General features: G+C 62.3%; 11 protein-coding genes and 1 pseudogene. 7 read left to right on the top strand and 5 right to left on the bottom strand.

Annotation, left to right across the window (positions count from 1 at the left end; genetic code table 11):
• Positions 1 to 16: 16 nt before the first annotated feature.
• Genes ACLH0I_RS17475 through ACLH0I_RS17465 form a run of 3 tightly spaced genes read right to left on the bottom strand, consistent with a single transcriptional unit; the run spans position 17 to position 3,114 of the window.
• On the bottom strand, positions 17 to 859 hold the full coding sequence (locus ACLH0I_RS17475) for a carbohydrate ABC transporter permease (protein ID WP_411384920.1): 843 nt from the start codon (positions 857 to 859) through the stop codon (positions 17 to 19).
• Entirely contained in the window at positions 856 to 1,818 is a 963-nt protein-coding gene (locus ACLH0I_RS17470; RefSeq protein WP_411384919.1) for a carbohydrate ABC transporter permease, read from the bottom strand. The genes ACLH0I_RS17475 and ACLH0I_RS17470 overlap by 4 nt, the downstream gene beginning before the upstream one ends.
• Positions 1,819 to 1,839: 21 nt before the next feature.
• Positions 1,840 to 3,114 (bottom strand): ABC transporter substrate-binding protein, encoded by a 1,275-nt coding sequence (locus ACLH0I_RS17465; RefSeq protein WP_250964371.1) that lies wholly within the window; start codon positions 3,112 to 3,114, stop codon positions 1,840 to 1,842.
• Positions 3,115 to 3,284: 170 nt separating this feature from the next.
• On the opposite strand from ACLH0I_RS17465, the gene ACLH0I_RS17460 reads away from it, so the two are divergent.
• A complete protein-coding gene (locus ACLH0I_RS17460) occupies positions 3,285 to 4,832 on the top strand; it encodes a carbohydrate porin (RefSeq protein ID WP_411384918.1) in 1,548 nt (515 codons plus the stop codon).
• 254 nt (positions 4,833 to 5,086) lie between these two features.
• Here ACLH0I_RS17460 and kdgR read toward each other — a convergent pair whose 3' ends face one another.
• Positions 5,087 to 5,869 (bottom strand): DNA-binding transcriptional regulator KdgR, encoded by a 783-nt coding sequence (gene kdgR / locus ACLH0I_RS17455; RefSeq protein ID WP_250964369.1) that lies wholly within the window; start codon positions 5,867 to 5,869, stop codon positions 5,087 to 5,089.
• Between the two features lie 154 nt (positions 5,870 to 6,023).
• Between kdgR and ACLH0I_RS17450 the strand changes: the two genes are divergently transcribed.
• The 6 genes from ACLH0I_RS17450 (at position 6,024) to uxuA (ending at position 13,379) form a co-directional block, all read left to right on the top strand.
• Complete coding sequence (locus ACLH0I_RS17450) at positions 6,024 to 7,025, top strand: sugar kinase (protein ID WP_411384917.1); 1,002 nt, start codon at positions 6,024 to 6,026, stop codon at positions 7,023 to 7,025.
• 3 nt (positions 7,026 to 7,028) lie between these two features.
• The gene (gene manD, locus ACLH0I_RS17445) at positions 7,029 to 8,240 is read left to right on the top strand and encodes a D-mannonate dehydratase ManD (protein WP_186631641.1); all 1,212 of its coding nucleotides are present in this window, start codon (positions 7,029 to 7,031) and stop codon (positions 8,238 to 8,240) included.
• Between the two features lie 56 nt (positions 8,241 to 8,296).
• Positions 8,297 to 9,328, top strand: a complete 1,032-nt coding sequence (locus ACLH0I_RS17440) for a Zn-dependent oxidoreductase (RefSeq protein ID WP_411384916.1) — start codon at positions 8,297 to 8,299, stop codon at positions 9,326 to 9,328.
• Positions 9,329 to 9,406: 78 nt separating this feature from the next.
• On the top strand, positions 9,407 to 10,699 hold the full coding sequence (locus ACLH0I_RS17435; protein WP_411384915.1) for an MFS transporter: 1,293 nt from the start codon (positions 9,407 to 9,409) through the stop codon (positions 10,697 to 10,699).
• Between the two features lie 17 nt (positions 10,700 to 10,716).
• Positions 10,717 to 12,174, top strand: coding sequence for a mannitol dehydrogenase family protein (locus ACLH0I_RS17430; protein ID WP_411384914.1), 1,458 nt, complete (start codon positions 10,717 to 10,719; stop codon positions 12,172 to 12,174).
• Between the two features lie 17 nt (positions 12,175 to 12,191).
• Positions 12,192 to 13,379 (top strand): mannonate dehydratase, encoded by a 1,188-nt coding sequence (gene uxuA, locus ACLH0I_RS17425; RefSeq protein WP_411384913.1) that lies wholly within the window; start codon positions 12,192 to 12,194, stop codon positions 13,377 to 13,379.
• 276 nt (positions 13,380 to 13,655) lie between these two features.
• Here the strand turns inward: uxuA and ACLH0I_RS17420 are convergent.
• Positions 13,656 to 13,936 (bottom strand): annotated as a pseudogene (locus ACLH0I_RS17420) (fructose-bisphosphate aldolase).
• Positions 13,937 to 14,266: the final 330 nt, after the last annotated feature.

Raw genomic sequence — 14,266 nt, 5'->3', positions numbered from 1 at the left:
TTATTTGTGTTGGGCCTCAACCCTTTAACGCACCGGCAGTGAGGCCGGAAACGATGCGGCGCTGGAAGATCAGCACCAGAATCACCAAGGGCACCGTGACCAGCACCGACGCCGCCATCAACAGGCCCCAGGGCAACTCATGGGGGCTGCCGCCGGAAATCAGGGCGATGGCCACCGGGACCGTGCGTTGCGAGTCGGTCAGGGTGAAGGTCAGGGCAAACAGGAACTCGTTCCACGCGGCGATGAAGGCCAAGAGGCCAGTGGTGACCAGTGCCGGCCAGAGCAGCGGCAACAGCACCCGGGTCAGGGTGATCCAGGGTGAGGCGCCGTCCATGATCGCGGCCTCTTCCAGCTCATGGGGCAGTTGCCCCATGAAGGTGGTCAGCACCCAGACGGTGAAGGGCAGGGTGAAAATCGTGTAGCTCAGGATCAACGCCCAAGAGGTGTTGTACAGGCCCAGGAAACGGATCACCTCGAACAGTCCCGACAGCACCGCGACTTGGGGAAACATCGAAACGCCCAAGACCATCATCAACACCGGACCGCGCCCGCGAAACTTCACCCGACCCAAGGCATAAGCGGCGGTCAGGCTGAGGAACAGCGCCAGGGTGACCACGCACAGCGCCACCACCAGCGAGTTGCCGATGGCCCGCAGGAACGAGGCCTGGTTGAGCACGGCGGCATAGTTGGAAAAGTCGGGATTGTCGATCCAGTAGCTCACCTGGAACAGGGCACTGGACGGCTTCAGGGACGTGACGATGGCGTAGTAGAACGGGAAGACCGCATACACCAGCAAGATTCCGATCAAGCACCAGAACCCGAGGCGCAACAGGGCTTTTTTCAGCAACCGCAGGCTCATGAACGCACCTCCAGCTGACGGCGTCCGAGGTACAGATAAGCCATGGCGATCACCGCGACGACCAGGAACAGCAAGGTCGAGGCGGCGCTGCCGTAACCGACGTCCTGGAATTCCACCAGGTGCTGGCGGGCATACACCGACATGCTCATGGTGCTCGACGAGTTCGAGGTCAACACATAGATAACGTCGAAGACCCGCAGGGAATCGAGGATGCGGAAGATCGCTGCCACCAACAACGCCGGCATCAGCAGCGGCAGGGTGACGCGCCAGAACACCCTAACCGGGTGAATGCCATCGACCCGGGCGGCTTCGTAGCAATCGCTGGGCAGCATTTGCAAGGCCGCCAACATCAGCAGGGTAACGAACGGCACGGTCTTCCAGACGTCGACGATGATCACCGCCCACATCGACAGGTCCGCGTCGGCGGTCCAGGCCAGGGGCGCGTCGATCAGGCCGAGGCCGAGCATCAGGTGATTGATGATGCCGAACTGGTCGTTGAGCATCCATGACCAGATTTTCGCCGAGACGATGGTCGGGATCGCCCAGGGGATCAGGATCAACGCCCGCACCAGGGCGCGTCCGTTGAACTGGACGTTGAGCAGCAGCGCCACCAGCAGCCCCAGGACCATTTCCAATCCCACCGACACCACGGTGAAGTGCAAGGTGTTGCGCACCGCGTTCCACCACTGTGGATCGACGAGCAGGCCTGACCAGGCGGAGCCGCTATAAAACAGGTAGTTACTCAAGCCGACAAAGGTCGCGTCGCCGGTGTCGGCCAGGCTGGCGTCGGTCAGGCTGAACCAGAACGTGCGCAACAGCGGCCAGGCGGCCACCAGGGCCAGGCACAGCAGCATCGGGGCCAGGAACAGCCAGGCAGCGCGAACGCGACGGCGTTGTACCGGCGTTTCCCGGGTGAGCAGGTACTCGTCGTCAGGAGCGAGTGTGGTGGAGGCAGACATGGTGATTTCCTTCCTTGTGGCTTACCAGTTCCGGCGTTTGATTCGTGTGAGTTCGCTTTCCAGCTCGGCCAGGGCCTGATCCACCGGCCGCTCGCCCGCCAGCACGCCATGCACTTGATCGAAGAACGCGTTGGAGACCCGTGGATAGCGGTCGGCGGTGATCGAGGCGGGGCGCATGACCCCATCGTTGAGAATGCTGTGCAGTTGGCTGTAGTAAGGCATGGCCGCGAGCAACTCGGGATCCTGGTAGAGCGACTCGATCACTGGGTTATAGGCGCCTACCAGGGCGCGGTGTTTCTGCTGTTGGGCGCTGCTCAGGTAGCTCACCAGTTCGGCGGCGAGCTTGGGGTTGGCGCTGTAGCGCGACACCGCCAGGCCCCAGCCGCCGAGTGTGGAGGCGTGGGTGCCCGTCGCGCCGCCGCGGGGCAGGGGCGCGACGCCGACCTTGTCCTTCACGGCGCTGTCCTGGCTTTGCACCAGGGCCCAGACATAGGGCCAGTTACGCATGAACAGTGCATTGCCCGACTGGAACACACCGCGTCCTTCTTCCTCGGTGTAATTGAGCACGCCACGGGGGGCGATGTCGCCGACCCAGCTTTTGGCCAAGGTCAACGCCGCCCTTGAGGCCTGGCTGTTGACCACGATGTCGCCTTGGGCGTTGACCAGTCCGCCTTGCGGTTGACTGCTGATCCACTCCAAGGCATTGCACGTCAGGCCTTCATAGGCGCGTCCCTGGAACACATAACCCCAGGCGTTGGCGTTCCCGGCATCGCGCTCGGCTTGCTGGACAGCCCTGGCGGTCGTGGTCATTTCTTCCCAGGTCTGGGGCACGGGCTTGTTGTATTTCTCGAGCAAGTCCTTGCGGTAATACAGCAGCCCCGAATCGGTGAACCACGGCATGGTGACCAGGCGCCCGTTCACCGTGGCGTTGTCCACCTGGGCCTGGAAATACCCTTGGGTGGCGTCGGCAGGCAGCACTTCGCGCAGGTCCATCAAGTGTTTGGCCAGCATGCCCGGCCACACCATGTCGATCTGGATGATGTCGATATCGCTGGATTGTGCGCTGAGGATCTGCTGGTAGAACGACAGCCGCTCGGTCGCCGAGTTAGGCGTGGACACTACCTCGACGCTGTTGCCGGTCTGCTTCGACCAGGCCTCGACAGCCTCCTTGCACAGTTGCAATTCCGCGCCCACGGCCCCGCAGGAAATCGTCAGGTTGGCGGCCATCGACAGGGTTGGAAAGCCGACGCAAAGGCCGAGCAACGCCGCTGGAAGGAGCGATTTGAGCTGTTTCATAAAGCCCTCTTTATTTTTGTTTTTAGAAAAGTTAACGTTAACATCGCCAAATGTAGCAGTGTATTTGCGCTGAGGCATCCTTTTTTTCCTTCGGTTAGACAATTCATGACCTGGGCGAAAAAGGCCGTTCGCGGCAACAGAACAATAAAAACAAAACAGGGGAAATCCACATGCAGAAAGCATCAAGCTGGCTATTCGCAAGCGTGCTCGGCGTCTCGGCGACCACTTCTCAGGCCGCGACGCTGGAAGAGCGCATGGCCGCGTTCGAGGCCCGTGCCAGCGCAGCCGAAAAACGTGCCGCCGCCGCCGAACAGCAAACCCAGGCACTCGCCAGGGAATTGCAGCAAATCAAACTCGCCACGCCACCGGTTGTCGCCGCCGTTGCGACGCCAACGGTCGATGCCCGCCTGGCAAAACTCGAGGCCAGTCAGCAAGGCACGGAAAAGCCGGGCAGTGGCGCACACCTCACCGACGGCTTCAGCTTCAAGGGCTACGCCCGTTCCGGCTTGCTCATCAACGATGGGTTGGGCGGCGGTCGTGGCGGTCCGTACACCACCCCGGCCGGTTCTGTCGGCGGCGCCGTCGGGCGACTCGGTAACGAGGACGACACCTACATGCGCATCGACTTGTCGAAAGAGCTGTATGCGCAGAACGGCACCCGCTCCAAATTCACGGTGTCCATCGCCGATGGCGTGGAGAGTTCCAACGACTGGACCGCCGAGGAAAGCAACCTGAACGTGCGCCAGGTGTTCACCGAACTCGATCACCTGGCGGCATTCAAGGGCAGTTCGATGTTCGAAAACTCCACCTTGTGGGCCGGCAAGCGTTTCGACAGGGACAACTTCGACATTCACTGGCTGGACTCGGACGTGGTCTATCTGGCCGGCACTGGCGGCGGCATCTATGACATACAGATGACCAAGGACTGGCGCTCGAACTACTCGTTGATCGGTCGTAACTACGGGGATTTCAGCGAGGGCGGCGTCAATGCCGATGTGGAAAGCTACATCCTGACCTCCAATCAGTTTTTCGACGGCGGGCAGTGGCAGTGGATGTTCAACGCCATCGGCTCGAAGAAAAACGACGTCGGCACCCGCGTCAACGAAGCAGGGCTGACGCCGGCCGATTCCGGCTTGCACAGCATGGTCGCCAATCACCAGAAAAACTTCTTCGGCCGCGAAGGCTTCTTCAAGACGGCGCTGCTCTATGGCCAGGGGTTGGGGGCGGAGGTCAAGAATGTCGGCGCCGACGGCGAACTGATCGACGACGCCCGTGCCCTGCGTCTGGCGCTGTACGGCGAGACGCCGCTGGCGCCCAACTGGCGCATCGGCCCGAGCCTGCTGGCCGAGCAAAGCAAGGACCGTTACGTCAAGGGCGACGACTACCGCTGGATGACCCTCAACGTGCGGTTGGCCAACGAGATCAACAGCAATTTCGACATGGCCTACGAGATGAGTTGGCAAACCATGCAGCTCGACCCCAAGGGCTACCTGCAACGTAATGCGGTCGACGGCAACTTCTGGAAATTCACCGTTGCCCCGACTTTCAAGCCCGACTTGGGCGATCTGCTCACCCGCCCTGAGCTGCGCCTGTTCGCCAGCGTCATGAACTGGTCGTCGGACCTGGACAGGTACAGCACCACGGACGCCTTCGGCAAGACCGACTTCAACGCCGGCGGCACCTGGCAGTACGGCATCCAGATGGAAACCTGGTTCTGAGGCCAGTCAGTTGGGACCTGTGGGAGCGAGCCTGCTCGCGAAAGCGGAGGGCCAGCTTGCACTGATGTTGGATGTGCTGACGCCTTCGCGAGCAAGCCCGCTCCCACAGGTTTTGCGGTACACATGAATTTTGAGCCTGCTGAAGATCCATTGTGGGAGCGAGCCTGCTCGCGAAAGCGGAGGGTCAGTTTGCAGTGATGTTGGATGTGCTGACGCTTTCGCGAGCAGGCTCGCTCCCACATGGGGTTTTGCTGTTACCCCGCATGCCAACCCAACTGACGTGAAATCTGTTGGGTGGCTTGCATCAGTTGCTTGACGTAGTCCTGCTTCAACTCTTCCCGGAAGCGAAAGCACGGGAATGAAACGCTCATCCCGCCGATCACGTGGCCGAAACGGTCGCGGATTGGCGCGGCCAGGCAACGCATGTTGTCTTCGAATTCTTCATGGTCCTCGGCATAGCCTTGCTGGCGAACGGTCTCCAATTCCAGCAGATACGCCTCGACGCTGGTCAGGGTGTTGGCGGTACGGCGCTCGAAGCTTTCCAGCGCCAGGTGGGCAAGCAGTTCGTCTTCTTCGAGCCAGGCCATCAGCACCTTGCCGATGCCGGTGCAGTACAACGGCGCCCGCCGACCGATCCGCGAGTACATGCGCAGGTTGTACTTGGAGTCGATCTTGTGCACGTAGACGATGCTGCCTTCGTCGAGAATCCCCAGGTGCACGGTCTCGCCCGTCAGCTCGTTGATCCTGCGCATCCCGGGCTCCGCTTCCCGGACGATGTCCAGGTGGGGCAGGGCCTGGGCGCCCAATTCGAACAGCCGGACGCTGAGGCGATAACGGTCCTCGGCGTCCTGCACCACATACCCACGGGCCTTGAGCGACTGGAGGAAGCGATAGACCGTGGCCTTGGACATGTCCAGCTTGGTGGCGATTTCCGACACGCCGCTTTCTTCCGGATGCTCGGCCAGTGCCTCAAGCACGGCCATGGTCCGGCCCACCGCCGACACCAGATCGTTGTTTGGAATGACGCTGTTGTCCATGAAGGCTCCAACGTGAAAGTAAAACCCAAGGATATACGCTAGCAGAACAAAACGCTGTTTCATTTTTCCTTGACGAGGGCGGAAATCTGACTAGACTCGGGCCTTGAGATAAAAATGAAACGCCGTTTTAAAAATAAAGAAAAGGCGCGTAATGATGGATTTGACGCATAACCATGGCTCCGAGACCCGCTTCACTCGCCCGCTGAAGGTGGTGCTGGTGGGGGAATGCATGATCGAGATGCGCGGTGAGCCGGGCGCCGCGATCACGCAGACGTTCGGTGGCGATACGCTCAACACCGCGGTCTACCTGGCCCGATTGAATCCCCGTGGCGCTGTGGCCGTGGACTACATGACGGCCGTGGGCAACGATGCGTTCAGCGTCGCCATGGGCCGCTCCTGGCTGGCCGAAGGGATCGGTGACGCCCATGTCCGCGTGATCGAAGATGCGCTGCCCGGGCTGTATTTCATCCAGACCGATCCACACGGCGAGCGGCGTTTCCACTACTGGCGCGGGGAAGCGGCGGCGCGACGCATGTTCGAAGGCCCCGAGGCCGACACCATGCTCGAGGCACTGGCCGACTACGACTACGCCTACCTGAGCGGCATCAGCCTGGCGATCCTCACGCCAGCAGGGCGCCAACGCTTGATCGACGCCGTGCACCTGGCCCGCCGGGCCGGCACGCGCATCGTCTTCGACAACAACTACCGTCCCCACCTTTGGCCCGATCCTGAAACCGCCCGGCAGGCCTACCGCGACCTGTTGCACCTGACCGACCTGGCCCTGGTCACCTGGGAAGATGACGCGGCACTGTTCGGCTATCGCGACCCGGAGGCCTTGTTCAGTGCCTATGCAGAGGTGGGCGTGCGCGAAGTCGCCCTCAAGCGTGGCGCCGCCAGTTGCTTGGTCCAGTGCCCGACGGGGCGTTTCGACGTGCCCGCGCAAACCGTTTCCCATGTCGTCGACACCACCGCTGCCGGTGATTCGTTCAGCGCCGCCTACCTGGCCTGCCGCCTGCGCGGCGGCGATCCGGAGCAGGCCGCCCGCTGGGGTCATCGCCTGGCGGCCCAGGTCGTCCAATACCGGGGTGCGCTGATTCCCCACGCAGCGATGCCGAACATGGGCGCGTCCTCACTTCCTTCTGTTGCACAGGTCTGATTTATGAAAATCGTTGAAGCGCGCGTCATCGTCACCTGTCCGGGCCGCAACCTGGTCACTTTGAAGATCGTCACCGATGAAGGCATTTACGGCATCGGCGATGCCACCTTGAATGGCCGCGAACTGGCGGTGGTCGCTTACCTGGAAGAGCACGTCCTGCCCGCGTTGATCGGCCGCGATGCCCACCGCATCGAGGACATCTGGCAGTACCTGTATCGCGGCGCTTACTGGCGTCGGGGGCCGGTGACCATGACCGCTATCGCGGCCGTCGACGTGGCGCTGTGGGACATTAAGGCCAAGGCCGCGAATATGCCCTTGTACCAACTGCTCGGCGGCAAGAGCCGCGAGCGGGTGATGGTCTATGGGCACGCCACCGGCAAGGACATCGAAGGCTGCCTGGACGAAGTCGCCCGCCACGTCGAGCTGGGCTACAAAGCCGTGCGTGTGCAATGCGGCGTGCCCGGCATTGCCACCACCTACGGGGTCGCCAAGCGCAGCGGCGAGCGTTATGAACCGGCCGACAGCGACCTGCCCGCCGAACACGTGTGGGACACCGCCAAATACCTCAACTACGTGCCCAAGCTGTTCGCCGCCGTGCGCGAGCGCTTTGGTGATGACCTGCACATTCTTCACGACGTGCACCACCGCCTGACCCCCATCGAGGCCGGGCGCCTGGGCAAAGCCGTGGAACCGTACAACCTGTTCTGGCTGGAAGACTGCACGCCAGCGGAGAACCAGCAGAGCTTCCGGCTGATTCGCCAGCACACCACCACGCCGCTGGCCGTGGGCGAGGTGTTCAATTCCATCCATGACTGCCGCGAGTTGATCCAGGAGCAGTTGATCGACTACATCCGCACGACCCTGGTGCATGCCGGCGGCATTACCCATGTGCGGCGTATTGCCGATTTCGCCGCGCTGTTCCAGGTGCGCACGGGCTTTCACGGCGCCACCGACCTGTCGCCGGTGTGCATGGGCGCGGCCCTGCATTTCGATACCTGGGTGCCCAACTTCGGCATCCAGGAACACATGCCTCACGAAGAACGTATCGATGAAGTGTTCCCCCATGCCTATCGCTTCGAGGACGGCCACTTCACTCCGGGCGAAACACCGGGGCATGGCGTCGACATCGATGAAGACCTTGCCCGCCAATACCCCTACAAACGCGCCAGCCTGCCGGTCAACCGTCTCGAAGACGGCACGCTCTGGCATTGGTAAAGCAGTTCCAACCCTTTGAGGAAACGGGGCGAAAACGTCCCGCCAGGAGTGACCCGATGAAAGCGTTCCAGGTAAGAGCACCCTTCGAGTTCGGGCTGGCCCAGGTCGACCGACCCGAGGTCGCCCAAGGCGAGGTCCAGGTCGATGTGGCGTATGCCGGCATCTGTGGCTCGGACATGCACATCATTCATGGGCAGAACGCATTCGTGCGTTTCCCCCGGGTCACCGGTCATGAGTTCTCCGGGGTGATCCGGCAAGTCGGTGAAGGCGTCGAGCACCTGCAGGTGGGCGACCGGGTGTGCATCGATCCGGTGATCAGTTGCGGCACCTGTTACCCCTGCCGCATTGGCCGGCCCAACGTCTGCACGCGGCTGCAAGTGATCGGCGTGCACCGCGACGGTGGCTTCAGCGAACAGGTCTGCGTACCGGCCGAGAACGCCCATCGCCTGCCCGATTCGATGTCCCTCAGCCACGGCGCCTTGGTCGAACCTTATTCCATTGCCCTGAACGTGCTTGATCGGATGCAGCCGCAACCGGGCGACAGCGTGTTGATCTACGGTGCCGGGGTGATCGGCCTGACCCTGGTGCAGATGGCCAAGGCGTTGGGATTGACCGACATCACCGTCACCGATGTCATCGACAGCCGCCTGGAAACGGCGCGGGCGCTGGGTGCCAGCCGGACCCTCAACGGCCAACAAGTCGACGTCGAGGCCACGATGCGTGAATTGACCCAGGGTGAAGGCGTACCGCTGATTGTCGACGCGGCCTGCATCCCGGCCTTGATGCCGCAGATGGTGCGCCTGGCCTCGCCGGCCGGGCGTATCGGATTGCTGGGCTTCAATGCCACGCCCAGTGATCTGGTGCAGTTGGAAATGATCAAGAAGGAACTGACCCTGGTGGGCTCACGGCTCAACAATCGCAAATTCCCGCGGGTGATCGAACTGATCGCCAGTGGCAAGTTGCAGGTCCAGGACCTGATCAGCCATCGCGTCACCTTCGACGAAATGCCCGGCGCCATCGACCTGATCGAACAGCACCCCGAGCAAACCCGAAAAGTGCTGGTGGAGCTGACGAACGCCCATCACTGAGCCGTCGCTACCACCGGTTTCACCGTGCCTGTCATGGGCACCCTCACCGAATAAACACAACAAGCGGGAGGTTCCACCATGTTTGGTCAAGGACGTAGCTTAATCATCATCATGCTGTTCCTGGCCGGGGTCATCAATTACCTCGACCGGTCGGCATTGTCTGTGGCGGCGCCTTTCATCCAGAAGGACTACGGTCTGAGCACGGGTGAGATGGGCATGATCTTCAGCAGCTTCTTCGTCGGCTATGCCGCCTTCAACTTCATCGGTGGCTGGGCCGCCGACCGTTACGGCGCCAAGACCACGTTGCTGTTGGCCATGGTCTTGTGGTCGCTGTTCAGCGGCCTTACCGTGCTGACGGTGGGCTTCGCTTCACTGGTGCTTATCCGGATTTTGTTCGGCATGGGCGAAGGACCGTTGAGCGTCACCACCAGCAAGATGGTGAACAACTGGTACACCCCCAAGCGCAGGGCGCGGGCCATCGGCGCATCGATGTCCGGTACGCCGCTGGGTGGCGCGATTTCCGGCCCGGTGGTGGGTTTCATTGCCGTCACCTACGGCTGGAAGGTGTCGTTCATTATCATCATGCTCGTCGGCCTGATCTGGGCGGCCGTGTGGTACAAGTTCGTCAAGGAGCGGCCAGAAGGAGAGGGCGCCGACGATATTCTCCAGGCCGAGGGCCAAAGCGAGCTGGCGGCACAACCGGTGTTCCCGCTGCGGTTCTACCTCAAGCAGCCCACGGTGCTGTTCACCTCCCTGGCGTTCTTTTCCTATAACTACACCTTGTTCTTTTTCCTGACCTGGTTCCCCAGCTACCTGACCATGGCCCACGGCCTGAACGTCAAGGACATGAGCATCGCCACGGTCATTCCCTGGGTGCTGGGTTTCCTCGGCCTGGCCCTGGGCGGCTTCATCTCCGACTTCGTGTTCAAGAAAACCGGAAAAATGATGTTCTCCCGCAAAGTGGTGCTGGTGACATGCCTGCTGGCCTGCGCCGTTTGCATCGCCTGTGCCGGGATGGTCAGTACCTTGTATCCGGCGGTGATTCTGGTCGCCTTGGCCGTGTTCTTCCTGTACCTCACCGGCGCCATCTACTGGGCGATCATCCAGGACACCGTCCCGGCGGCGCGAGTGGGTGGCGTCAGTGGTTTCATGCACTTCCTGGCGAACACTTCGGGCATTGTCGGCCCGACCCTGACGGGCTTCCTGGTGCAGTTCACCGGTTCGTTCACCAGTGCCTTCCTGCTGGCGGGGCTGTTGACCGTGATCGGTGCCGTGTGTGTGGCGCGCTACGTTAAACCGCTGTCGGTGGCGGATACCGGCCACGCGGCGGCGCAAAGCCCGCAAGCCGCTTCGGCCTTGGGCCGTTCCTGAACAGAAGGAGTGAGTCGATGCCTGTTGTGAACCGTGTACCTAGCACCGGCACTGCAACGCAGATCGGTATCGTGCACTTGGGCCTGGGGGCGTTTCATCGCGCGCACCAGGCGGTCTACCTGCAACGCCACCTCAATCGCCATGGCGAAAGCGATTGGGGCGTGTGCAGCGCCAACCTGCGCTCCAATCGCATTTTGGTCGAGCAGTTGCGCACACAGGACGGTCGCTACCACGTGGCCGAGTACCGCGACCGCGAGCAGGTGACGCTGCGCGAGATCGGGGTGTTGCGCCAGGCCTTGTTCGTGGGCGAGGGCGGCCAGGAACTGGAGCAGTTGCTGCAACGCATGGCCGCGCCGCAAACGCGGATTGTCACGCTCACCGTCACCGAAAAAGGCTACTGCCTGAGCCCGTCATCCGGGCAGTTGCGCCGCGAAGACCCGACGATTGCCCATGACATCGCCCATCCACACACGCCGCGCTCGGCCCCCGGCATTGTCCTGGAAGCCCTGCGTCGCCGTCGCGCCGCAGGCGTCCCGGCCTTCACGGTGTTGTGCTGTGACAACATGCCCGACAACGGCCAGCGCACCCGCCAGGCGGTGAGCGCATTGGCGGCGTTGCAGGATGAGGCGCTGGCGCAGTGGATCGAGCAACAGGTGGCCTTTCCCAGTTGCATGGTCGACCGCATCGTACCGGCCATGGACGACGAATCCTTCCGCCGGCTGGAACAGCAACTCGACTGTCACGACCGTGCGGCAGTGGTCAGCGAAAGCTTCAGTCAATGGGTGGTCGAGGACCACTTTCCCCTCGGCCGCCCGGACTGGGAAGTGGAAGGCGTGCAGATGGTGGAAGATGTGCGTCCGTTTGAAACGATGAAGCTGCGCATGCTCAATGGCAGCCATTCATTGCTGGCCTACGTGGGGCTGCTGGCCGGCCATGAGTCGGTCTTCGAGGCCGTCAGCGACGTGAGGCTGGCGCGCCTCATCGGGCGCTACATGGCCGAGGAAGCCACGCCGACCCTGGACATGCCGGCCGGCATCGATCTTTCGGTCTATGCCAACGACCTTCTGGCGCGCTTTGCCAACGACAGCCTGCAACATCGCTTGCGCCAGATCGCCATGGACGGCTCGCAGAAACTGCCGCAACGCTGGCTACTCGGCGCGCAGCAATTGCTCGACCAAGGGCGCGGCATCGACTGCACCGCCTTGGGCATCGCGGCATGGATCCACTACTGCACGCAGCCGTTACCCGGTCGTCCGGCCCATGTGGTTGACGACCCGCTGAGCGCAACCTTTGCCGACCTTGCGGGACGCTTCGAGGGCGCCTCGCGGGTGAATGCCGTTCTCGATCTGCACGAAGTCTTCCCGCCGCCGCTCTCGGCTCGCCCAGCATTTCGCGACGCCGTGCACCGCGCCTACGACGCCTTGACGCGCGATGGCGTGGATAGCCTGTTGCACACCCTTGCCGCATCCAACTGATAAAAAGGAGAAGAAACATGGAACAGACATGGCGTTGGTTTGGCCCCAAGGACCCGATCTCCCTGGCGGACATTCGCCAGACCGGAGCGACCGGTATCGTCACCGCGCTGCACGAAATCCCCAATGGCCAAGTGTGGCCGGTGGACGCCATCGCGGCGCGCAAGGAGATGATCGAAACGGCCGGCTTGAGCTGGTCGGTGGTGGAAAGCATTCCGGTGCACGAAGACATCAAGCGCGGCTGCGGGCGACGCGACGAGTACATCGCCAACTACCAGCAAAGCGTGCGCAACCTGGCGAGCTGCGGCATCGATATCGTCTGCTACAACTTCATGCCGGTGCTGGACTGGACCCGTACCGACTTGTCCTTTGAGCTGGCGGATGGCGGCTGGGCCTTGCGTTTCGATCAGACCGCGTTTGCCGCCTTCGACCTGTACATCCTCCAGCGCCCGGGGGCGCAGGCCGAATACAGCGCCGAGGATATCCAGCAGGCCAAGGCCTATTTCGAACAGCTGACGCCAGCCCGGCGCGAAACCCTGGTCAACACCCTGATTGCAGGCTTGCCTGGCGCCGAGGAACACTACAGCCTGGATAACTTCCGTGACTTGCTGCGCACCTACGCCGACATCGACGAGGCCACGTTGCGCGAACACCTGGGGTGTTTCCTGCGCGCGGTGATCCCGGTTGCCGAGGAGGTGGGCGTGCGCATGGCGATCCATCCGGACGACCCGCCCCGGGCATTGCTCGGCTTGCCGCGCATCCTCTCCACCGCCGAAGACGCCCAATGGCTGCTGGACGCCGCGCCCAGCCCGGCCAATGGCCTGACGTTCTGCACCGGCTCCTATGGCGTGCGTGAAGACAACGACTTGGTGGCGATGGCCAAGCACTTTGCGCCGCGCATTTACTTCACCCACCTGCGCTCAACCCGCCGGGAAAGCGACCCACGCAGCTTCCATGAGGCTCATCACCTGGACGGCGACGTCGACATGGTCGGGGTCATCAGTGCCTTGGTGGCCGAAGAGCGCCGACGTGAACGCGAAGGCGGCCCGCGCTTGCCGTTGCGCCCGGACCATGGGCATCAACTGCTCGACGACCAGCACCGCAAAAGCAACCCCGGCTACTCCCTGATCGGCCGCCTTAAAGGCCTGGCGGAAATCCGCGGGGTTGAACTGGCCGTGCGCCGGCAGCTGGACCGAGTAGCACACTAATCCTGTGGCGAGGGAGCTTGCTCCCGCTGGGCTGCGCAGCAGCCCTAAAACCCGGCACCTCGGTGCATCAGGTCGATCGCATTCAGGCGGTTTGGGGTCGCTACGCAACCCAGCGGGAGCAAGCTCCCTCGCCACGGGAGGTAAACTCCTGAGAAATGCTCGGGCTACCGCCGTTCCCCTGTGGGAGCGGGCTTGCTCGCGAAGACGGTTTAACATTCAGCAGTTAATGTGACTGACACTCCGCTTTCGCGAGCAAGCCCGCTCCCACAAAATGGCTCAGCCTTCGAGCCCGCGCCGCTCGATCACGCCGAACACATCCGCGACATCCTGCACCAGGATCCGCGCGACATTGGTGATGGTGTTGAGGTCGCTGGCCGCTGAATCACGCAGGCTGCTGCAAGCCACCAAGGTCAGGTAGTCGAGCGTGGCGTGCAGGCGCTCGCTGGCACAGGCATGGAGTTCGGGGAGTGGGGTTGGGTGTCGATCAGCAGGACGGGATGGGTGGTGGCGGTTTGGGTCAGGGGGGTGAAGCGTTGATCCAAAGTATTCTGGCGCATAGTTATTCATTCCTCATATCAAGAAAGATAGCTACTGCAATTCGCTGCGAAACGAACGGGTGGTAGCTGCATGTGGGTTCGCAGACCGAGGATACGAGGAACTCGGCAGACCCGAAGATCTCCCACACACAGCCACCATAAGTGACGTTGAACGCCAAACGCGCCCATTGTTACTTTTATGATGCCTGGTTGCCAGCGTATCTATCGGGCTGCGAAACCCAGCCACCGGCCAAAGCCAGCGACGCCCCAACTATAGAAGCCGATCCCGGCACCCACAACCGACCTGTAGGACGCCCGCTCCCCCTGTGGCGAGGGAGCTTGCTCCCGCTC

Source organism: Pseudomonas sp. MPB03, assembly GCF_046605385.1.
GTDB lineage: Bacteria > Pseudomonadota > Gammaproteobacteria > Pseudomonadales > Pseudomonadaceae > Aquipseudomonas > Aquipseudomonas zanjanensis.
Note: the sequence above shows the minus strand (reverse complement) of the source record. Positions and strands in the feature narration are given on the sequence as shown.

What these genes read in the sequence shown, in the direction of transcription:
- ACLH0I_RS17475 (WP_411384920.1), bottom strand. Translation starts at nt 859, where the DNA reads ATGAGCCTGCGGTTGCTGAAAAAAGCCCTGTTGCGCCTCGGGTTCTGG.
- ACLH0I_RS17470 (WP_411384919.1), bottom strand. Translation starts at nt 1,818, where the DNA reads ATGTCTGCCTCCACCACACTCGCTCCTGACGACGAGTACCTGCTCACC.
- ACLH0I_RS17465 (WP_250964371.1), bottom strand. Translation starts at nt 3,114, where the DNA reads ATGAAACAGCTCAAATCGCTCCTTCCAGCGGCGTTGCTCGGCCTTTGC.
- ACLH0I_RS17460 (WP_411384918.1), top strand. Translation starts at nt 3,285, where the DNA reads ATGCAGAAAGCATCAAGCTGGCTATTCGCAAGCGTGCTCGGCGTCTCG.
- kdgR (WP_250964369.1), bottom strand. Translation starts at nt 5,869, where the DNA reads ATGGACAACAGCGTCATTCCAAACAACGATCTGGTGTCGGCGGTGGGC.
- ACLH0I_RS17450 (WP_411384917.1), top strand. Translation starts at nt 6,024, where the DNA reads ATGGATTTGACGCATAACCATGGCTCCGAGACCCGCTTCACTCGCCCG.
- manD (WP_186631641.1), top strand. Translation starts at nt 7,029, where the DNA reads ATGAAAATCGTTGAAGCGCGCGTCATCGTCACCTGTCCGGGCCGCAAC.
- ACLH0I_RS17440 (WP_411384916.1), top strand. Translation starts at nt 8,297, where the DNA reads ATGAAAGCGTTCCAGGTAAGAGCACCCTTCGAGTTCGGGCTGGCCCAG.
- ACLH0I_RS17435 (WP_411384915.1), top strand. Translation starts at nt 9,407, where the DNA reads ATGTTTGGTCAAGGACGTAGCTTAATCATCATCATGCTGTTCCTGGCC.
- ACLH0I_RS17430 (WP_411384914.1), top strand. Translation starts at nt 10,717, where the DNA reads ATGCCTGTTGTGAACCGTGTACCTAGCACCGGCACTGCAACGCAGATC.
- uxuA (WP_411384913.1), top strand. Translation starts at nt 12,192, where the DNA reads ATGGAACAGACATGGCGTTGGTTTGGCCCCAAGGACCCGATCTCCCTG.